The organism is Streptomyces sp. NPDC091371 (assembly GCF_040684275.1).
In the GTDB taxonomy this organism is placed as follows: Bacteria; Actinomycetota; Actinomycetes; order Streptomycetales; family Streptomycetaceae; genus Streptomyces.
On sequence record NZ_JBFBFP010000045.1, the window covers coordinates 1 to 18,346 of the forward strand.

18 protein-coding genes and 6 pseudogenes are annotated in these 18,346 nt (G+C 68.2%); 13 read left to right on the forward strand and 11 right to left on the reverse strand.

Annotated features, from left to right (window positions below):
* Positions 1-159: 159 nt before the first annotated feature.
* A pseudogene (locus AB0O21_RS32755) lies at positions 160-507 on the forward strand (transposase); the annotation flags it as partial.
* Between the two features lie 113 nt (positions 508-620).
* Here the strand turns inward: AB0O21_RS32755 and AB0O21_RS32760 are convergent.
* Both AB0O21_RS32760 and AB0O21_RS32765 read right to left on the reverse strand, forming a co-directional pair.
* Positions 621-863, reverse strand: coding sequence for a hypothetical protein (locus AB0O21_RS32760; RefSeq protein ID WP_365177026.1), 243 nt, complete (start codon positions 861-863; stop codon positions 621-623).
* Positions 864-929: 66 nt separating this feature from the next.
* Positions 930-1,104: pseudogene (locus AB0O21_RS32765) on the reverse strand (IS5/IS1182 family transposase); the annotation flags it as partial.
* Between the two features lie 165 nt (positions 1,105-1,269).
* Here AB0O21_RS32765 and AB0O21_RS32770 point away from each other — a divergent pair.
* Positions 1,270-2,199 (forward strand): GNAT family N-acetyltransferase, encoded by a 930-nt coding sequence (locus AB0O21_RS32770; RefSeq protein WP_365177028.1) that lies wholly within the window; start codon positions 1,270-1,272, stop codon positions 2,197-2,199.
* 85 nt (positions 2,200-2,284) lie between these two features.
* Positions 2,285-2,735: pseudogene (locus AB0O21_RS32775) on the forward strand (IS5 family transposase); the annotation flags it as partial.
* Between the two features lie 62 nt (positions 2,736-2,797).
* On the opposite strand, the pseudogene AB0O21_RS32780 reads toward AB0O21_RS32775, so the two are convergent.
* Positions 2,798-3,199, reverse strand: a pseudogene (locus tag AB0O21_RS32780) (RICIN domain-containing protein); the annotation flags it as partial.
* A 416-nt stretch (positions 3,200-3,615) separates the two neighbouring features.
* On the opposite strand from AB0O21_RS32780, the gene AB0O21_RS32785 reads away from it, so the two are divergent.
* The 6 genes from AB0O21_RS32785 to AB0O21_RS32810 all read left to right on the forward strand — a co-directional run bounded on the left by AB0O21_RS32785 (position 3,616) and on the right by AB0O21_RS32810 (position 8,724).
* Positions 3,616-4,683, forward strand: a complete 1,068-nt coding sequence (locus tag AB0O21_RS32785) for a hypothetical protein (protein ID WP_365177031.1) — start codon at positions 3,616-3,618, stop codon at positions 4,681-4,683.
* 113 nt (positions 4,684-4,796) lie between these two features.
* Positions 4,797-5,498 (forward strand): hypothetical protein, encoded by a 702-nt coding sequence (locus AB0O21_RS32790; RefSeq protein ID WP_365177034.1) that lies wholly within the window; start codon positions 4,797-4,799, stop codon positions 5,496-5,498.
* Positions 5,499-5,740: 242 nt separating this feature from the next.
* Positions 5,741-6,484 (forward strand): VOC family protein, encoded by a 744-nt coding sequence (locus tag AB0O21_RS32795; RefSeq protein ID WP_365177037.1) that lies wholly within the window; start codon positions 5,741-5,743, stop codon positions 6,482-6,484.
* Between the two features lie 596 nt (positions 6,485-7,080).
* Positions 7,081-7,476 carry a hypothetical protein gene (locus AB0O21_RS32800; RefSeq protein WP_365177040.1) on the forward strand — a complete coding sequence of 132 codons (396 nt, stop codon included), beginning with the start codon at positions 7,081-7,083 and terminating at the stop codon, positions 7,474-7,476.
* 181 nt (positions 7,477-7,657) lie between these two features.
* Positions 7,658-7,879 carry a hypothetical protein gene (locus tag AB0O21_RS32805; protein WP_365177043.1) on the forward strand — a complete coding sequence of 74 codons (222 nt, stop codon included), beginning with the start codon at positions 7,658-7,660 and terminating at the stop codon, positions 7,877-7,879.
* Positions 7,880-7,911: 32 nt separating this feature from the next.
* Positions 7,912-8,724 carry a hypothetical protein gene (locus tag AB0O21_RS32810; protein WP_365177045.1) on the forward strand — a complete coding sequence of 271 codons (813 nt, stop codon included), beginning with the start codon at positions 7,912-7,914 and terminating at the stop codon, positions 8,722-8,724.
* Here the strand turns inward: AB0O21_RS32810 and AB0O21_RS32815 are convergent.
* A complete protein-coding gene (locus tag AB0O21_RS32815; RefSeq protein ID WP_365177048.1) occupies positions 8,721-9,122 on the reverse strand; it encodes a transposase family protein in 402 nt (133 codons plus the stop codon). The two genes, AB0O21_RS32810 and AB0O21_RS32815, sit on opposite strands and share 4 nt — an antisense overlap.
* 24 nt (positions 9,123-9,146) lie before the next feature.
* On the opposite strand from AB0O21_RS32815, the pseudogene AB0O21_RS32820 reads away from it, so the two are divergent.
* Positions 9,147-9,311 (forward strand): annotated as a pseudogene (locus tag AB0O21_RS32820) (IS5/IS1182 family transposase); the annotation flags it as partial.
* Positions 9,312-9,527: 216 nt separating this feature from the next.
* On the opposite strand, the gene AB0O21_RS32825 reads toward AB0O21_RS32820, so the two are convergent.
* The 5 genes and pseudogenes from AB0O21_RS32825 to AB0O21_RS32845 all read right to left on the reverse strand — a co-directional run bounded on the left by AB0O21_RS32825 (position 9,528) and on the right by AB0O21_RS32845 (position 14,159).
* Complete coding sequence (locus AB0O21_RS32825) at positions 9,528-9,941, reverse strand: nuclear transport factor 2 family protein (protein ID WP_365177204.1); 414 nt, start codon at positions 9,939-9,941, stop codon at positions 9,528-9,530.
* 22 nt (positions 9,942-9,963) lie between these two features.
* Positions 9,964-10,635 carry a MarR family transcriptional regulator gene (locus tag AB0O21_RS32830; RefSeq protein ID WP_365177051.1) on the reverse strand — a complete coding sequence of 224 codons (672 nt, stop codon included), beginning with the start codon at positions 10,633-10,635 and terminating at the stop codon, positions 9,964-9,966.
* A 91-nt stretch (positions 10,636-10,726) separates the two neighbouring features.
* Positions 10,727-10,822: pseudogene (locus AB0O21_RS32835) on the reverse strand (IS5/IS1182 family transposase); the annotation flags it as partial.
* A gap of 281 nt (positions 10,823-11,103) precedes the next feature.
* A complete protein-coding gene (locus AB0O21_RS32840) occupies positions 11,104-12,429 on the reverse strand; it encodes a TerD family protein (protein WP_365177054.1) in 1,326 nt (441 codons plus the stop codon).
* A 563-nt stretch (positions 12,430-12,992) separates the two neighbouring features.
* Positions 12,993-14,159: an alanine--tRNA ligase-related protein gene (locus AB0O21_RS32845; protein WP_365177056.1), complete on the reverse strand. Its 1,167-nt coding sequence runs from the start codon at positions 14,157-14,159 to the stop codon at positions 12,993-12,995.
* Positions 14,160-14,778: 619 nt separating this feature from the next.
* Here AB0O21_RS32845 and AB0O21_RS32850 point away from each other — a divergent pair.
* The 3 genes from AB0O21_RS32850 to AB0O21_RS32860 all read left to right on the forward strand — a co-directional run bounded on the left by AB0O21_RS32850 (position 14,779) and on the right by AB0O21_RS32860 (position 16,386).
* Positions 14,779-15,432: a class I SAM-dependent methyltransferase gene (locus AB0O21_RS32850; RefSeq protein ID WP_365177059.1), complete on the forward strand. Its 654-nt coding sequence runs from the start codon at positions 14,779-14,781 to the stop codon at positions 15,430-15,432.
* Positions 15,433-15,623: 191 nt separating this feature from the next.
* Entirely contained in the window at positions 15,624-15,902 is a 279-nt protein-coding gene (locus tag AB0O21_RS32855; RefSeq protein ID WP_365177062.1) for a hypothetical protein, read from the forward strand.
* Positions 15,903-15,927: 25 nt separating this feature from the next.
* Positions 15,928-16,386 (forward strand): MTH938/NDUFAF3 family protein, encoded by a 459-nt coding sequence (locus AB0O21_RS32860; protein ID WP_365177065.1) that lies wholly within the window; start codon positions 15,928-15,930, stop codon positions 16,384-16,386.
* Positions 16,387-16,837: 451 nt separating this feature from the next.
* Here AB0O21_RS32860 and AB0O21_RS32865 read toward each other — a convergent pair whose 3' ends face one another.
* Positions 16,838-17,518 (reverse strand): hypothetical protein, encoded by a 681-nt coding sequence (locus AB0O21_RS32865; RefSeq protein ID WP_365177068.1) that lies wholly within the window; start codon positions 17,516-17,518, stop codon positions 16,838-16,840.
* Between the two features lie 155 nt (positions 17,519-17,673).
* Positions 17,674-17,964, reverse strand: a complete 291-nt coding sequence (locus AB0O21_RS32870) for a barstar family protein (protein ID WP_365177071.1) — start codon at positions 17,962-17,964, stop codon at positions 17,674-17,676.
* Positions 17,965-18,346 lie beyond the last annotated feature (382 nt).

The window sequence follows — 18,346 nt, forward strand, 5'->3', positions numbered from 1 at the left end:
GGTCAAGGCCACGGAACTACCGAAGGTCTCCGCCCGGCAGGGCACAGGCGAGGCAGGGCCGGTCTGACCAGAGGGATCGAGTCCCCGAAGGGCGGCAGGTCTCGACCTCGCCTGGTGGCCCTTGCACTCACGTGCTTGGGGTCACCGATGACCTATTAGAACTACCGGTCCACGAACCACCAGGTCGTCATCGACGCCGACACCCGCATGGTCGTCATGGTTGGCCGGCCGCTCGCCGGGAACCGCAACGACTGCAAGGCGTGGGAGGAATCCGGCGGGTACCCAGGCACTGAACTCGTCATCCCGCACCGCCGGGAGCGCGGCCAGACCGGCCTCCCGGACTGGGAGGAGGAGCGCAACCGGTCACATAAGCAGGTCCGAGCTCGCGTCGAGCACGTCCTCGCCCGCATGAAGACCTGGAGAATCCTCCGCGACTGCCGCCTCAAAGGCGACGGCGTCCACTACCCCATGCTCGGCATCGCGCGGATGCACAACCTCGCCCTCGCCAGATATGTGAGCGGGCGACACAACGACCGAGCATGCCCGGGCGACTCGGAGATCATTTACAAGACAGCCGCGTCAGGCCTGTTGTGAAAGTGGCTGGAGATACGGGGTGTCGGTCAGAGACTGCGGATTGCCTCGGCCAGGTCGGATCCGTAGGAGGCCCAGCAGATCACTGAGCCGTCGGCGTCAAGCTGACCCATGAACCACTCACCGTCGTCCCTCGCGAGGCACAATTCGTGGAACGCCAGAATCACATCGGGCTGGAGCGGCTCGTAGTCGCCCTGACCGGCGACCTCGACGACTACGAGCCGATCGCAAGAGAGCGGGGCGGCGCTTGGGTCTCCGGAGAGAGCGCGCACGCGTTCGATCGTCCATCCGGCGGGGAGCCCTGAGTTCACTGGCGCATGGTCTCAGCATGGCGCCCGTCACAGCCACTCGTTAAGGACTGCGACCAGTACGGCCGCTTCGTAGCGGAGGGCGAGTTTGTCGAATCTGGTGGCGCTTGAGCCGGTTGATGCCGCACTCGACCGCGTGCCTCTGCTTGTAGTCGGTCTTGTCGAAGTCCGGCGGCCGACCGCCTTGCGAGCCGCGGTTCCGCCGCTTGCGGACGCGGTCGGCCGCTGTGGTCCGGCGCGGACGCATGTGGAGGTCTGCCTGTCGTTGGTAGCGGGTGCGGAGCCGTGGGCAATGCTGGGTCGGGTCCCCGAGATAGTCACCAACAAATATCGGTTGTGAACAGCTGCACAGTCCTGCGACCGTGCCTGTGTGCATTGCAGAGCCGTCAACGAGTCCGATATCGAGGCGATCTTAGATCTCTTCGGCTGCGCCGAGCACGCCGCAATCGGGCGCCGGGAGACGACGCGAGCAGACGTGCGTGACCTGCTCGCGAGCCCCGGCCTGGATGTGGCGTCGCGGACGCTGGTCGTGGAGTCGAAGGAGGGTCGGCTCAGCGGCTTCGTCGCCCTGCATCCGGCACCGCAGGCTGGCCAACTCCGGGCCCACCTGATCCTTGCACCCGCAGACGGCGCTACGGACACGGCCCGAGCACTGCTTCACCTGCTCGACGAGTGGGTGCTACGGGACGCGCCACACCCCAACACCCCCGTGACCATGTTTCAGCTGCCCAACTGCCCGGCCCATGACCTCATGGCCGCCGAGGGCTGGAGCATCGTGCACAGTTACACGCGCCTCAGAGTCGACCTGGACACCACCGAGTTCCCCGAACCGGCTCAGCCACCCCTCGGTGTCCAACTGCGCGTCGCTGCCGATGACCAGGACCGGCGCGCCGTCCACTCTGTTTTGGAGGACGCGCTGGCCGGGCACTGGAACCACCGGCGGCGTACCTTCGCCGAGTTCGACCGTGACCAGCGACAGCGCGGCCGCTACGAAGCGGCCCTGTGGTGGCTGGCCGAGGTCGACGGGGTCTGTGCGGGTGCTGTCATCGCTCGCGACCCGTCAGAGCGCGCACGGATCGCCTGGCTCGGAGTTCTCGATGCCTACCGCGGCCGCGGCATCGGCACGCAGTTGTTGAGCACCGTCTTCCGGCTCCTCCGGGACCGTGGCCATCACAGCGTGGGCGTCGACGTCGACACCCACAACTCTACCGGCGCTCTCAGCGTCTACCGGGCCGCCGGGATGAGCGAGCGGGGCACCGCTGACCAGTGGCGCAAGATCTACGCCCACCAGCCTTTCTGACCAATTCAGTTGAGCCTCGGATCTTGCGTTCGGCGATCTTGGTCGGCAGGGTGTCCGCGTACGTGCTGATCTCGTTTCAAATGACCTGTGGGAGCGCGTGGCTCCGCTGCTTCCGCTCGCTCCCGAACGGCGCCGCCGCTACCCCGGGCGGTTGCGCGTTCCGGACCGGGCGGCCCTCGCGGGCGTCATGTACGTGTTGCGGACCGGTGTCGCGTGGCGCGATGTGCCCGCCAAAACTGTGGGCTGCTTCGGAGCCACAGCCTGGCGAAGGTTGCGCGACTGGACCGAGGCCGGCGTATGGCCCCGCTTGCACGCCGCCCTGCTGACCGAGTTGCGCCGCGCCGATCTGCTGGACTTGGACGACTGCTCGGTGGACGGGTCGCACGTCCGGGCTCTCAAAGGGGGATCACGTTGGCCCCTCGCCCGTCGACCGATCCCGTCCCGGCTCCAAACACCACCTGATCGTTGACCGCAACGGAACTCCGCTCGTCGTCACGCTCACCGGCGGGAACCGACACGATGTCACGCAGGCCCTTGCCGTGGAGCACGTGCGGGTCAAATGAGGCGGCCTACGCGCAGGATCGCGTTCCGACCTATCCCTGCTCCACTTGGCACTGAGGTGGTCGGTGCAGCGGTACAGGGTGACCGCGGTGTGCTCGCTGTACGAGGTGAGGTCCATGCACTGGTTGATCCCGACGTTCTGGATCGTGCCGTCGCCGCGGAGGGTCCACTTGGCACTGTCACGGTCACTGCAGCGGTACATGGTCACCGGGGTGTGTTCGTCATACGATTTGAGGTCCATGCACAACTCGTTGCCACGGGTTCTGAATGGTCTGTGCCGGCTGGTCGGCTGCATTGCTCGGGCTCGCCTGCAGCAGTGCGGCGGCTGCGAGCAGGGACATCGCGGCGAACCCGTGCAGGGCCACCTTTCGCGCGCGCGTGAAATTCCCCTCGGTGGTGAGTGTCGGCTCAGCCCAAGGCTATCCACCCGAAAACGCATTTGAATTTCCCTCGATCGAGTGGATTGAATTCACTGCCCCCGAAGAATGGCCAAGGAACGATTCTGCATACGCGCTTTGACCGGAGCGCACCTGCTCACCGCGCTGACCGTCCGGTCGGCCCGCGACACTGCCCACCGACTGCGCTGGTCCAGCCGGCGGCGACGCCACCAGGGCGGGGATGCCCGTTCGTTTCTCCCCCACGCGAGGGAGGCGGATGGTCCGCGCGGCGGATGCGACCGGTGCGGCGGTAAGGGGAATCTCAAGTGTCAGTCATGCGGAACCGGAGGTCACGGTGGCTGTTCCTACGAAATTGAAGACACCTACCGGCTCCGGCCCGCCGTTGCAGGAGCCGGGGTGGGTGGTGTGGTCGCGGCGCTGGCCCACGTGGGCACCGCACGCCGCCGCGGTGTGGGGCGTGTTGTTCGCCGCAGTCCAGGTCACATGGGCTGCATCAGGCGTCACCGTGCCCTGGTCGCCGAACGTCGCGTATGCGCCGACGGTCCAGCTTCTGCTGGCGGCCATCGCCGTCCTGGCTGCCGGGGCCTGCCTGGCCACTACCCGGACGCTTGCCGGGCGCGGCCGAGTGATGGTGGCAGCGACGCTGATCCTGGCGGTCCCGGTGTCCGTGATGGGGATGGCCAGTCTGCCGGCGTACTTCGTGATGCTGGCGTCGTTTTCCGGGGTGGACAGCGTCACCGGCCTGACGCACGACCTGTTGAGCGCGGTGGGCGCCGCTCTTCTCATCCTCGTCGGAATGTCGTACCGCCGACGGCTGTATGGCAGGTGCCCTCGGTGCGGACAGGACCACGCGGGCGGTTTCGACGGTCCGCTTGCCCACCCCCACCCCTCCGTGGCGTCGAAGCGAACCCGAGTCTCGGTCTACCTGCTCATGTGCGGGCTTCTGCCGTGGTCTGGAGTCAAAACCATCTGGACGCTCGGTGGTGATGCGATCGGCGTCACGGCACAAGGGTGGCGGGAGACGAACGCAGGCGAGTCAGGGTTGGCAAAGGCCCTCGCATCGGTGGGAATCGATGTCACTGTGCTGGCCGCAATGGCTGCGATATTCCTGATGCTGGGACTGCTGTACCCGTGGGGGCAAGTGTTCCCCCGATGGACGCTGATCCTCGCCGGGCGGCGAGTACCACGCCTACTGCCCTTGCTGCCGGCGTGGTTGAGCTCCGTTGGCCTGTCGGTATACGGACTCTTCCTGCTGATCTACGCCCCGCTCACCGCCACTGGAGTACTGCCGGAGCTGAAACCGTCGGGGGCTTTCACCACCGGTTCGGGGGTCACCTGGATGGTCGCCTTCGGCGGTCTGGCCTTCGCCGGCCTGGGCTTCGGCCTCATCGTGGCTGTCCGTTCCTACTCCGCCCGGACCCGCCCCATCTGCGTCGGTACCGCCACCCGCGTACCGGCGCCGTCCGCGCGGCAATCGACCTCCGCCAGCCCCCACCATCGAGATCACGATCTACGGCTGGAGTAACAGGGCGTGTCCGATGGGTCTCTCGGGGCTGCCACCACGACAGACCTGGGAACGCGGATTCGCTCCTGGCCGCCTTGGGAGGGTTCAATGCCCAGGTGGTGAACTGGGCACACATGCGCGACTGCAGGTTCGACGTCGATCGCGTCCCCGAGCTCTTGGAGCGGGTGGAGCGCCAGGACGACCCTGAAGCATGGGAGGAACTGGGCTGGCGGCTCGTCCTTGAGCACGACCTGGTCTCTCCGGCCAGTTTCGCCGCCTTGCCCCACCTGGTGCACCTCGCGCCACGCAGCGCGCAGGCGCGCGGCCTGGCCGGGAAGGTCCTGGAGCGCGCGGCAGGGCGGCACGGCTGCGACGGTCTGCTGGCGAACTGCGCCGACGCGATCAAAGAGTTCCGTGAGGTGCTGGACGAGCACCTGCGGTCACGGCCGGCTGACTACCTCGTGTCGTTCCGCGCCCTGCTCGCAGCCGAGGAGGAGTACCACTGGGCGAACACCCTGGAGGGGTTCACGGACGACATCATCGGCGTGGACTGCCCCCACTGCGGCCTGCCCGTGACCATCGTCATCGGAGGCTTCGGATGCTACTCGGAGGCACGCGACGGGGGTGAGGAGATCCGACGGGACCTGCGTCCGGCGGTCGCCGAGGAACTCACCGGTACCGGCCGGTGGATGCATCAGATCACTGTCCGCGACGGGCAGGAAGTCCTCGCCAACGGAATCGCCTACCTGTTCGGCAAAGCGGAATGCCCGTGCTGTGCCAGCGTCTTCAGCGTCGCGGACGAGTACACGTCCGCGAACCGTCCCGTCATGCGGTAAGCCACGGCAAATCCACAGCGACCCAGCTCCACGCCTCACGGGTGGAGCCACAGCCGGATCGCGGCGACGGTGACCGTGCCGTAGAACACGCAGGCCCTCTTGTCGTAGCGGATTGCCACGGCTCGGAGTCTCCGGCTTCGGTACCTACGACAGCCACCTTGCGGCCGGCCAGGCGGTGTGCTCCCCCACAGGGGACACACAGCGGCTCGGCTCCTCATCCACCTGTGCATATGATCGGCGCCATGGCGACCAGGCTTGTGCAGATTCATATGAAGGCCGCGGACGATGCGGCGGTCGGCCGGTTCTGGGCGGAGGCGCTCGGCTGGGGTACTTCCAGCGAGGGACCCGGCGTGACCAACCTTGAACCCACGGACTTCGATTACCCCGACCCCTCCGCCGTCGTCATCGACGTGGTCTCCGACCCGGCACTCAAGACGGTCAAGAACCGCGTGCACGTCGACCTCGCCACCACCTCCGCGGCCCACCAGGCAGAGCTGGTCCGGCGCCTTGAAGATCTCGGTGCGACACCGGCCGACGTGGGGCAGGGCGATGACGTGCCGTGGACGGTCCTCGCCGACCCCGAGGGCAACGAGTTCTGTGTGCTGGAGCCTCGGGAGATCTACCGGGACACCGGGCCGATGGCCGCAGTGGTCGTCGACTGCATGGATCCGCGGGAGATGGCCCGGTTCTGGGGCGAGGCGATGGACTGGACCCTGCACGAGGTGACCGACGAGCGCGCGGTGCTGCGCTCGGCCAAGGGCGTCGGCCCGTACCTGGAGTTCCTCCGCACCGGGGACGCGAAGACAGTCAGGAACCGCGTCCATCTCGACCTGCGTCCGTACCCCGGTGACGACCACAAGGCGGAGGTGGCCCGGCTCCAGGCTCTCGGCGCGACGGCTGCCGACGTGGGTCAGGGCGACGACGTGCCGTGGACGGTCCTCGCCGATCCGGAGGGCAACGAGTTCTGCGTCCTGACCCCGGCCTGACTGAGAGGGTGTGCGATTCGCCAGGCGGGTGTGGTTTCGTCCGTTGCACGTCTGGCGAGGTCGTCGATCGAGGCGATGTAGATCATGGCTTGTCGAGCGCGGCGCCGGCATCGGCATCGGCATCGGCGTCCAGTCGTCAAACGAGACCCGAACACCCGCGGATTTCACGTCCTGAGTAGACGTGAACGCGATCTTCTATCAAAACCTGACGGGTGGCCAGTGGCGCTGTCTGCACTTCCGGATGTGGCGCGAGGGCGGGCTTGACCAGAGGATCTCCGAACTCTTTCGCTGTCAGGTACGGGAGAAGGCCCGCCGATTAGGCCGTGTATCGGAAGTGGATCTCAGCAGGTGTCGAGTGGAAGTTCCAACAGTTCCTCCGGGGACTGGAAACCGAAGCGGTCCGTGTCCGCCATTGCATGCCGTTGATCAGATGCCGCCGGGGCCCATATCGGCGGTCGTCCCTGCTTCTTGCTCGTTGGCAACAACGGCTCCAGTCCGGCTCACTGAGCATTAGTCAGATTTCCAGGTTGCACGAAGGAGATCATCTTCCGTCAACTGCCTGACGCGACACACCGGCTGCTGGGACGATCCGTGACGTGATCGCTTGGATGCATCGCGCCCCCGTCTGGGTGGTGATAGTGGTGGGCGCTATTACCGCTGGCCTGTTCCTCGTTGGCACCGTCGTGCATGTCGCCGACCTTCTTCACCACGGACTTCGAGCTTACGAATGGGCTCCGAAGTGGCTCAACTTCTACTGGTCCTCGCTGGCGCTCCTCGACCTGCTCACAGCTGCGCTTCTGATCAGCGGCAAGCGTCGAGGGACAGACCTCGCTTGCGCCATCATGACGACCGACCTCGCCGCCAACTGGTACGCGACCCATGGCATCCAGCACAGCAGCCTCGCCGCTCAACCCGGCCTCCAGCGCCTGGTCGCCTTCACCATATTCGTCCTGGGAACGGCGCCTTTCGTCCGACGGCACCGCACCAGTTGAGCTGACGTGAAAGACCCACGTCCCCGATACACCCACTAACGAGCTCGTGCATGGTTGGCTGCGGCTCGTCGAAATGAGCAGGTCGGCCCGGGAGTGCGGGTGGTGGTCTGCTGGTGTGGAAGCAGTCCGGCGACGGCTTGGATCGTCGTGTCGCTCAGGTGCTCGCGTCGGCCGTGGTGTCGTGCGGTTGCTCGCCGATGTCGACGAGAGCGGGGCGCTTGCCTTCGCAGAGGTCGTCACCGCCGCCCTTCTCGACACCCCGGCGCCCCACGGCGCCGCACTCGTCACGACCAGCGCGCCCCGCGCCCCGGAGCCGCGCCGGACCCGCCGGCCGGGCATCGCGGCGGCCCTCACCGGCCCCCTCCCGCGAAAGGGCCGGACGAGCGAGGATCCGAGGGGCTGACCGGGACGGCACCCCGCTCTACGATCATGCCCATGTCGACCTCCTTTTCCTCCCTCCCGGTGCTCCGCGGCCGGGGCGGGGCCGTCCTGTCCGCCGAGGACATCGGACTGGTCCTCGACCTCCCGCGCGAGCAGGTCACCTTCACCCCCGACGGGCTGGGCCGGATACGCGCCGAGGGCCGCTCGGTCCTCATCGAACTGCGGGCGAAAGCCGGGGCGACGCCGCGCGTCCACCGCATCGACGACGTGGACGAGGCGGCGGCCACCGCCTTCGCCGACGGGGTCAACGCGATCCTGGCGAACCGGACGGACAGCGACGATGTCGACGGGGCCCCGTTCGCCGTGGTCCGCTCGCTCGCCCCCACGTGGCGGACACGGTTCCACCGCCGGATCCTGCGGGGCACGCTGTGGCACCTGCTGGCGCTCGTCGTCCTCTGCGTGGTGGCCGGTTCGCTTGGCAGGTGGGATCTGGTGATCCTCACGGTTCCGATCGGCGGCTTCGCCTGGCTGGGCCTGTGGCTGGGCCTGTACGGAGTGATCCTCGCGCGGCGGGAACGCCGGCTGTACCGGCACGGCATCATGGTGACCGCCACCCGGGCCACGATGACCCGCGGCGCGTACATCTACCCGGACACGACCGGGACGTACCGCGGCTTCCTGCACGGCGAGGCCGGCCCCACGATCACCGTGGCCCACCCCCCGGAGGACCCGGCGGACGTGCTGGTGCCGGCGTCGCCGTTCACGCACCTGGTGAACACCTACGCGGGCGCCGTCCTGGTCTTCTGCTGCAGCGCCATGATCGTCCTCCACGCCGTGATGGCGGTGGACTTCCTCCTCGACGGCTAACGGAGAGTGCGGAGCCGGATGCCAGGCGCGATGGTGCAGCCGCGCGTTGCGAGCAGGGGTCGCACCCCGCCGATGGCGCGGGTGATCGTGGAGCGATCGACGCCGAACCAGCAGGCCAGCAGGTCGTGTATGGCACCGTGACGTAGGCGGCCGAGCATGGTCAGGAGCCGGTCGATGAAGACCAGCTGATGCTTTGCGCCGGCTCCGACGGCCCGCTCCCGCGGCCTGGACTCCAGTCTCACCTGGTGCCGCTCGTGCCATAACGGACCTACCTCTGCGACGAGTTCGGCGATCACATCGGCCGACAGCCCTGTGATCCTTCGATCGGTGATGATCGCCGCGCGAGCCCCATTCCCGACCACGCGAACGTGATCAGGGATCAAGATCCGGCGTCGCACCGCCAACCATGCACGAGCTCGTCAGAGGACGCGTCCCTCGTGATCATTGACACCCAGTCCGTCCGCGCGGCCGCTGGTGTCCCGAGGACCACGACGGGACTGAACGCGAACAAGAAGGTGCCGGGGCACAGGCGGGGCTGGCCGTCGACCATCGGCGTAGTCGTGTTACGCGCCTCCGTCCACGACAACACCGCCGACGCCGTCCGCCGCAACCCCGAAGACCCCTCACCGAGACTGACGCACGACTCGCGGACCTGGCCACAACCCGGAAGGTCACAGCGCCGAACTCGCGCCGGCCGGATCAGACCCCGAACCGGCCGAGTCGACCACCGACCCGTAGAGCACTTGAGGGTGCCTACTTCGGCGGCGTGGCACATGTATGGCGTCGTGACGACAGGCGGCCGGTCACTCGACGGCGACGGTGTCTTCGTGGGTCGGGCCGGCTGCGGACATGATGGCCTGCCAGGGGGCGGAGTCGAAGATGAGCCTGATCGAGGTGATCCGGCCGTCGTGGAGGCGGAAGTGCTCGGCCGTGCGCTGCGTGATGCCGACGCCCGGCGCGGTGTGGACGTCGTAGACCAGGGTGGCCTCGGTCTCGCCGTACAGCTCGCTGATCAGTTCCACTCCGGTGACGATGCCCAGGAGCCCGTCCAGGCCGTCGAGGTGGCCGGTCGGACTGTCGGAGGTGATGAACGGGCTGCGGAAGGTGAAGTCTTCGCCGATCTGGGCGGCGGCCGTGGTGACGTCTCCCCGGAACCGGGCCTTGTGGTAGGCCCTGACAGTACGTCGGGTGGCCGTGCTTGCCGAGTCGGTGGTCATGCGGTGCTCCGTCGTTGTCGGTTCAGGATGTCGCCGGCCCGTCGGGCCGGGCCGAGTTGAGGTACTGCTCGATGCGTTGCTGGTTGTCGACCACGCGCAGGCACAGGTCGCGGAACCGGGCGAGTTCGTCTTCGGTGAAGCCCTGGAAGACGGCGGACATGGCGCGCTGCGTCGGCTGCCGGAAGGCGTCGAGCCAGCCGAGGCCGGCTGATGTGATCCGGGCTCGTACCGACCGGCGGTCGTTCTGGTCCTGGACCCGCTGGGCCAGCCCGTCCCGCTCGAGCGTGTCGACCAGACCGGTGACGTTGCGGGAACTCACCCCCGCCGCGCGGGCCAGTTCACCGATGGTCAACCCGTGGTCCGTGGCCGTACTCAGGCGTGCGAGGACGTCGAGTGCCCCAGCGCTGAGCCCACGTCCTCCCGCGCCTTGCGAACGCAGCCGGTCGATCGCCTGGGAGGCCGAGCGGACGGCTGCGGCCGCCTCCAGCGTGAGGGTGTCATCGCCCGCCGCGAACGCCTGCATGCTGTCCCGGACACCGGGGTCGTAGAGGAAGCCATCAGGGTCACGGGCGAGGGCCGAATTATGTACGTGCTTCATAATGAAGCCACACTCTACCTTGTTCGGCAGCAACACCACCAGAGATCTACGCCGCGCGAGGCCCGAAGTACCCGCCACCACGGTGGCGTTGTGCACGAGGACGCGAAGGTAGTCGCGGCGGTGGCCGCGGTCGGTCGCGTGGGCTTCGCGGGAGGGCGGGCGGGCCGGGACGGTGGGAGGTACGGCGGGTGATCCGCCTGGTCATCGGCGTGATCGGAGCCCAGGTGAGGTGAGGTTCGGAGTGCGGGAACAGCTGTTCGCAGTGGCGGGCGTGCCGGCGGGCGCAGCCAGCTCCGGCTGAGGCCGGTTGCCGGCTACCCGCGCTCAATCAAACACTGCCTGTCTGACGGTCGAGGTCCCGCAAGGCCTGGCCGACCCGGACACACCGGCGCCGGCAGGGCATCCACGTCGTCAGCGCAACGCTCCGGTGGAAGCGGTCCACCACGTCCTCGCGGGCCGGGCCGGATCGGTCGGCGTCGCCTTCATCGGCTCGGTCTTCGACGAACCCACGTTTCTCAGCCCGCCTGTCCCGGCACATGCCGATCGAACCGCTCTGGTGCGGCCTCAGACCGGGCGTACCTTCATGTGCCAGGAGCCCTCGGCGGCGTTGAACAACAGCAGGACGTGCCCCTCGGGGAGTGGACTGCTCACCCAGTGGATCCGGCCGGCCTCGTTGACCAGGAGGTGCTTGGGGGCTGCGGCGATGGTCGGGTGGCCGGCCACCTCGTATCCGTACATGCCGCAGTAGCTGCCGCCGGTCTGGTCCCAGAACTTCACCTTGAGCTTCGCCGCCGGCCCCGTGTAGAGCAGCGCCTCGGGGCCGCGGCCGGTCAGCGTCGTCTCGAGCCTACGGGCATGGGCGAGCGGCTTGAAGGTCAACGTCCACCGGCTGTGGTCCCTGACCATCAGGCGCAGCGGGCGGTCACCGACCGGCTCGACGGCCATGCTGCCGCGGAACTTCTCCAGCGTGGTGTTGAAGACCAGACCGTCCTTCTTGTTCTTCTCGTTCAGGCGCTCGACGGCGAAGTAGCCATCGCCTTCACGCGTCATCTCGATCAGGACCGGGCCCGGCGGAATGCGCGTGTCCGCGGTGATGACCTGATTCCCCTCCCCCTCGATGGTGTAGGACTCGAAGACCGGTCCGAAGGTCCACTCGCCCCCAGGAGGAGAAAACGGCGCCGACTCCACGGCCGAAGACGCTGGACCCGCTCCCGGTGCAGGCGTCTGGACGAGCACCGGAGGCATGGAGACGACCTCGCCCTTGACCTTCGACACACCCGCAATCGGAACCGGGCCCGACGGCTGCGGAACCGGGGTCTCTGCCGGTGCCGGGGCCGGAGACGGAGTCTGCAGGGCCCCTGTAGAGGCTCCTGCGGCCGCCGCATCGACCCCGAAGTCCGCCGCCAGGCCCGCCAGCCCGGAGGCATAACCCTGGCCCACCGCACGGAACTTCCAGCCGCCCGCACGGCGGTAGAACTCGCCGAAGACGAACGCGGTCTCCGTCGTCGCGTCCGTAACCGTGTATCGGACGACCGAGACGCCGTCCGGCGCGAACGCCTCCACCGCCGGTTCCACCAGGGCCCCGACCGTGCCGCTGTCCGTAGAGCACACGACCAGAACGCGTTCGACCTCCGCCTCGATGGCGGGCAGATCGAGTTCGAGCCACTGCGTGGAGGTGTCGTCGCTGCCCGCATGTCGTACCGCGCCCGAGCCATGCACCGGCCGGCCCCAGAAGACCATGTCCGCTTCCCCACGCGCCCTGCCGCTCGCGTCCAGCAGCAGAGCGGAGGCGCCGAGCAGCGGGGCTCCCGGGCGGAGCTCATGGCGCACTGCGACGCGCAGAGCGACGGTCGGAACGAAGGAATTGGCACCCTTGGGTATGCGGCTCATGCCGGACATCATGCGGGATGCGATCACTGGAGGCGATCACTCCGCTTGAGCCCGCAAGCCCGGTGGCAACGTACGCCGTTACGATCGGCGGCTCCGCCGCCGCGACCGCGCCGACGGCCGACGAGCGGATCCGGGCGGGCGCCGTCGCCGTCGCCGTCGCCGTCGCCGTCGCCGTCGCCGTCGCCGTCGAGCTGGGGGTTCCGGCCGGGGCGCGCCCGTCACGCACCGGATCGACACGACGTCAGCGAGGCTGCAGCGGACCTCTTCGCGATGGCACTGGGCCCGGCCCTGGCCGCCCTCCCGGAGCCGGACCCGCCCTTCGACGGCGCCACGCTCGTGACGACCCGCTCCCTGCGCGCTCCCCGTACCCCCCCTCCCTCCCTCAGTGCCGGGAAGAAGGCGAAGGGCCTGGCCTGGGGCCTGATCGCTCTCGGGCCAGGTCTCGCGACGCTCATTGTGACCATCACGCCGCGGCATGCAGGACGTCGTCGTAGTCGACGCCGTACAGGCCGCGCAGCACGGCTGCCTGTCTCCCCTGCCGGGCTCATTCGAGCACCGCGTCTTCACTCCTGCCGCAGGCTCGTGACCAGGTCACGTGGCAGACCGTGGGTGTCGTGGAGGTAGTGGAAGTCCTCCTCGGTCAGCCGGCCTTGGAATCGGGGACGGGCCAGCACCTGTCGGCCGCGCTGCAGGAGCCCGCGGAACCTGTGCTCCTCCTCGAGCAGGGCACGAAGCACGTCTCCTGGGCGCATCTCCTGGCGGAAGTGGTCCAGGGTGTGCTGGACCAGTTCCTCCGGGAGGTCTTCGACACCGCGCGAGGGGTCGTCCCGCCACAGCACGGTGAGCACCCGTCGCACCAGGCGCCGCAGGACGTAGCCCCGTCCGGTGTTGGCTGGGCGCACGCCGTCGCCGAGTACGACGGTGGCCGACCGCAGGTGGTCGCAGACCAGGCGCAGCGAAGGTTCCTCCAGGTTCCACAGGGTCGGTACGAGGCGGCGCCATGGGTCGAAAACGTCGCACTCGAACACGGACGACTTGCCCTGGAGGAGTGAGGCCAGCCGCTCCAGGCCGAGTCCGGTGTCGACGTTGGGCTGGGGAAGCGGTACGAGGGATCCGTCGTCGAGGCGGCGGTGGCTCATCGTCACGTGGTTCCACACCTCCACCCAGCGGTCGTCGCGGGTGGGTGTGGACTGGGGCGGGCCCTCGCCGCTCCACAGGAAGATCTCCGAGTCGGGACCGCACGGTCCGACCGGTCCGTTGGACCACCAGTTGTCTTCTTCGGTGAGTTCGACGGGGACGCCGCGGTCCTGCCACAGCCGGAGGGAGTCGGTGTCCGGCCCGGTCTGGCTGCCGCCGGCATAGACGGTGGCGTGCAGGAGGCCGGGGTCGATGCCCAGTCCCTCGGTCAGCAGCCCGTATCCCCAGTCGAGGCTGAGCGGGCCTCCGTAGTCGCCCAGCGACCAGGTGCCGAGCATCTCGAAGACCGTCAGGTGAGTGGCGTCGCCGACCTCCTCCAGGTCCGTGGTGCGCAGACAGCGCTGTACGTTGACCAGCCGCCTGCCCAGCGGGTGGGGGCGGCCCTCCAGGTACGGAGTGAGGGGGTGCATGCCAGAGGTGGTGAAGAGCACGGGGTCGCCCGGTGGTGGCAGCAGCGTCGAGCCGACGATGCGGCGATGGCCGCGCTCTTCGAAGTACTCGACGAACGTTTTGACCAGCTGCTCGGTATTCATGGGATGACTCCTTCGCATCACAGCGTGGGAGGCACCGGAGAACGCGACCGTTCAGTCTCCGGCCGGGGGCGAGGGCGCCACGGCACTGCCGACGGACCGTTTTCCGGTCGCCGGGGAGAGGGGAAGGTCAGGCGGCGGCAACCGGCGAGCTGGTCGCTCGCGCGGTCGCGGTGATGCTGGGGCCGGTGACGTTCATGTGGGTAACCATAGCGAGGCCCTGCCCGCCGAAGCACACGATTTTCCCGCTACGCCGCCCGCTCACCTGCCCCCGTAGAGGGGAGGGAGGCGGTGGCAGCGTGTCCGTTCACGGTGCAGCGACGGGGCGGGGCAGGCTGATCACTGGCCGACCTGGGACACACCGCTGACGAGCTGGCCGATGAGACCGCCGGTCCCCTGGCCGGCCGACATGGGTGGGAGCAAGGACGATGCCCAGCGCGAGGACGATGAACGCCGGCACACGTTGATGGCGCAATCCGAGGCCTGCGGGCCCGTGGCGAGTTGCAGTACAGGCGCCCGCGTGACGGCGGACGGACCCTGATCGGACTGGACACCGCCGGCTCTGCCCGCGCAACGCCATGGCTCCGGGGCGTTGTCAGTGAAGGATGCCAACATCGGCAACATGACGAACTCTGCCGCAATCACCGCCTACTGGAACGACGCTGCCCCCGATTTCGACGACGAGCCCGACCACGGCTTGCGCGAGGAGGCCACCCGCACTGCCTGGCGGGAGCGCGTGATCTCCTGGTCGCCGACTGCCCCGGCGGATGTGCTGGACGTCGGCTGCGGTACCGGCTCCCTCTCACAGCTGCTGGCCGAGGCCGGGCATCGCGTCACGGGCGTGGACCTGGCCCCGCGGATGGTCGACCAGGCCCGCGCCAAACTGACGGCCGCCGGTCTCCAGGCCCGGTTCCTTGTCGGCGACGCTGCGGTGCCGCCCACCGGGGGCGAGCAGTTCGACCTCCTGCTCTGCCGTCACCTGGTATGGACGCTGCCCGACCCGAAGGCCGCGCTGCGCGAGTGGATCGCACGTATCCGCCCGGGCGGCACGCTCGTCCTGATCGAGGGCCGGTGGCGCGAGTCCGGACAGGCCGGGTTCCCCTACGTCGCCGGAGCCGAGACCCTGCCCTGGCACCACGGCGTCGGCTCCGACGAGCTGGCAGCCGTCGTACGCCCGCTCGTCATGGATGTGCATACCGAGGACCTCGCCGGCAGCCCCGACCTCTGGGGCGGGCCGGTGACTGACGAGCGCTACGCACTCATCGCCCAGATCTGATCGCACGGGCCGACCGGGCCGACTTCGTCCGGCAGCCGCAGGTGACGCTCGCTCGCAGCGCACCAACTCGCCTGTGGCAACAGCGCCCGCGTCCTTGAACCGCGTACCGCCCGAAGCCGGCGGTCAGTTGAGGGCGTGCGTGCTCCAGCTAGTCTCAGAGAATCACTGTTACCGACCTCTATGAGGCAGCCATGTCCGTCACCTACTTGATGCTCGCGCGGCTACCTGAAGGGGGCCTGGGCGCCTTCGACGCCTATGAACGCGCGGTCCTGCCGCTCCTTGCCGAGTACGGAGGGCGTCTTGAGCGCCGGCTTCGTACTTTGGACGATCAGGTCGAGGCTCACCTCATAACCTTCCCCAGCAATGAGGATCTCGCTGCCTACCGGGCGGATCCCCGGCGTTCTGCCGCTGCGCCACTGCTGGAGTCGTCTGGGGCGGCGGTCGAACTGCTCGCGGTGCGCGACGTGTAGAGGTGTCGCGGACAAGGGTGTGGTCATGGTCGGCGGTTCGGCTGAAAGGCGGCTGCGGGCGATCACCGCGGCTGCGATGATCACCCACATGACCGACGCGTACAACCCGACGAGCTCGACCCGCTCCCCCAGGATCATCCGCCTGGAATGGGGCCTGATGGAGATGGAAGGCATCGCCCCGGGCAAGGACTTCGTCCTGTACCCGGGCGGCGGCCACGCATGGGACTGGGCCAAGCACGGCACCCGGCACAGCCCCGGGATCCAACCCGGGGACGTACAGGAGCTTCTCGAGAGAGGCGTCGAAGTCCTCGTCCTCAGCCTCGGCATGGAGCGACGGCTCCAGATCGCCCCACCGACCCTGGAGCTGATCCGGGAGGCCGGAGTAGAAATGCATGTGGACGAGACCCGGGCAGCCGGCGATCTCTACAACACCCTGACGGCCGGGCCCCGGCCCGTGGGCGGCCTCTTCCACTCGACCTGCTGAGCCGACCCGGCGCACGGCACCATTACCGCAGCCGCTCCCCTTGGGCTCCGCCAATGATCCGCCGGACACCCCTGACTTGATCTTTAGCGTCTGGCCGCTGACCAGCTGCTGAATGGGGTCGATGTGGCCCCAGGCCGCGTGGGAGCATCTCGGTATGCGCCTGGTAGCTGACGGAGCCACGCCGAACGCGCGGTTGGTACTGGTGAAAGACCTCAATACTGGCGACGGATACGCCTTCGAGCTGGCGAGCCCGCTCTTCCTGGCCGCCGGTGACCGAATCGGTTTCGAAGGTGACGGGCTTGTCGTCGTGCGGGCCAGCGGAGAGCGACTCACACCGGTCGGCGGCTGGTCCACTCGTTGCGGACCCGGATCTCTGCGTGGCGGTGGGGGCTGTGTCCGCGTGGGTCGCGAGGAGTCGTATGGCCCCTGACGAGTCAACGGCAGTTGAAGCTCAGATCGCGTCCCGCACGGACGGCGGGTAGCCGATCTCGGTGATGTCCTCGGCCAGGTCTGCGAGGGTGGCCTCCGCGTTCAGTGTCGACACGAGTTTCTGGCTCAGCGGCCGCAAGTCGTACACGTCGCGCACGGCATCCAGGTCCACGGGAACCTCGTAGTAGTCCTCGGCGAAGCGCTGGAACGCTTCCGGCGAGCGGTCGACCAGGAGCTCGAACAGGCCCGTTGCCCCGTCTGGGTCGGACCAACCAGTGGGGAAGTCGATCACGCCGTGCTGCCACCGATCGTCCGTCGTGCCCCGCCACAGGCAGGCCGTCACGACAGGCACGTCGTCCTCGTCGGTGAACGCCGGCTCCTCGACGTAGGGCCTGAAGTCCTCCGGGACATCGTCGATCACTCCCGGCCAGGGCTCGCCGTCGTTGCCGTACGGGCTCATCGGTGCTTCGTGGTCGAAGCCGCGGACATAGGCGCCCGCCGCGGAGAACACGATGGAGTACTCGTCCCCCGACCCGTTGCGCATCGAGGCCATCTCCTCTCCGTCGCCCCAGCCGGCGTTGAAGGAGTGGTACCGGCCTTCCCAGTCCGGGCTGAGGATCGCATCGAGCATCGCCAGTGAGCGGCACAGGCTCCGCAGGTCAGCGATGGCGGGGAGCCGGCGGGCTACGTCATGGACAGTCACGTGCTCATTCAACCGGATGCCGTCAAGCCATCAGTCCCTGGTGGGGGCATCTTCGATGTCGCCGTACGGCTCTGGTGCCAATGGTTGTCCGTGGCTGTGCTGTCCCGGGGATACCGGCACCGGAATGGCTACCCCTGCCTCGAAGCGGACAGCCGTCACCGGAGGAGGACTCTCACGCCCCGTTCCTCGAAGATCTCCAGGAGCAGGTCGAACAGCGCAACCTCGCGATCGCCGGCGGGCACGCGCTCCGCCAACCGCGCCCGAGCCTCGGCCGAGGAATCCCAGTGCAAGGTGAACGGAGTATTGGCGCCCCAGCCGCCGCGAAGACAGTCGTCCAGAGCGTCAAGGTTCCAGCCGAAGTATCCGCCGGGCCCGTTGATGGCCTCACCGATCGCGCAGTAAAAGGTGTCCTCGTCAACGATGTGCCGACCGTCCAAGGTGAACACACGGCCTGCAGGAGCATCGGGCGGAAGGCCTGACATCGACGACGGTGACCTCACCGACGAAGTAGGACCCCATGGTGACGCCATCGCCGTCGAGCAGCTCGAACCAGGCGTTGCCCGCCACGGCACGCCGGCTACCGACATGGTCGGTGCTCTTCAGTAGGCCTCCCTGCGGGAGGCAACCCGCGAGGTGCACTCGGCGTGCGCCGTCCTCATCCGGCAGAGGCGTGAAAAACCCCTCGGCCGCGTGAGCAAAGCCCCAGAAGTCGCTGTCGTCCTCGTCCGAGGTCAGCGCGTACCTCTGCCCCTCGCCGCCCCGCCCCGATGTTCGCATCGCACCCCCAATGAGAGCGCTGATCCTCTCGACGCTGGCCGACTTGCCGGC

What these genes read in the sequence shown, in the direction of transcription:
- AB0O21_RS32790 (WP_365177034.1), top strand. Translation starts at nt 4,797, where the DNA reads ATGCGCGACTGCAGGTTCGACGTCGATCGCGTCCCCGAGCTCTTGGAG.
- AB0O21_RS32825 (WP_365177204.1), bottom strand. Translation starts at nt 9,941, where the DNA reads ATGACCACCGACTCGGCAAGCACGGCCACCCGACGTACTGTCAGGGCC.
- AB0O21_RS32840 (WP_365177054.1), bottom strand. Translation starts at nt 12,429, where the DNA reads ATGAGCCGCATACCCAAGGGTGCCAATTCCTTCGTTCCGACCGTCGCT.
- AB0O21_RS32850 (WP_365177059.1), top strand. Translation starts at nt 14,779, where the DNA reads ATGACGAACTCTGCCGCAATCACCGCCTACTGGAACGACGCTGCCCCC.
- AB0O21_RS32810 (WP_365177045.1), top strand. Translation starts at nt 7,912, where the DNA reads ATGTCGACCTCCTTTTCCTCCCTCCCGGTGCTCCGCGGCCGGGGCGGG.
- AB0O21_RS32860 (WP_365177065.1), top strand. Translation starts at nt 15,928, where the DNA reads ATGGTCGGCGGTTCGGCTGAAAGGCGGCTGCGGGCGATCACCGCGGCT.
- AB0O21_RS32855 (WP_365177062.1), top strand. Translation starts at nt 15,624, where the DNA reads ATGTCCGTCACCTACTTGATGCTCGCGCGGCTACCTGAAGGGGGCCTG.
- AB0O21_RS32795 (WP_365177037.1), top strand. Translation starts at nt 5,741, where the DNA reads ATGGCGACCAGGCTTGTGCAGATTCATATGAAGGCCGCGGACGATGCG.
- AB0O21_RS32845 (WP_365177056.1), bottom strand. Translation starts at nt 14,159, where the DNA reads ATGAATACCGAGCAGCTGGTCAAAACGTTCGTCGAGTACTTCGAAGAG.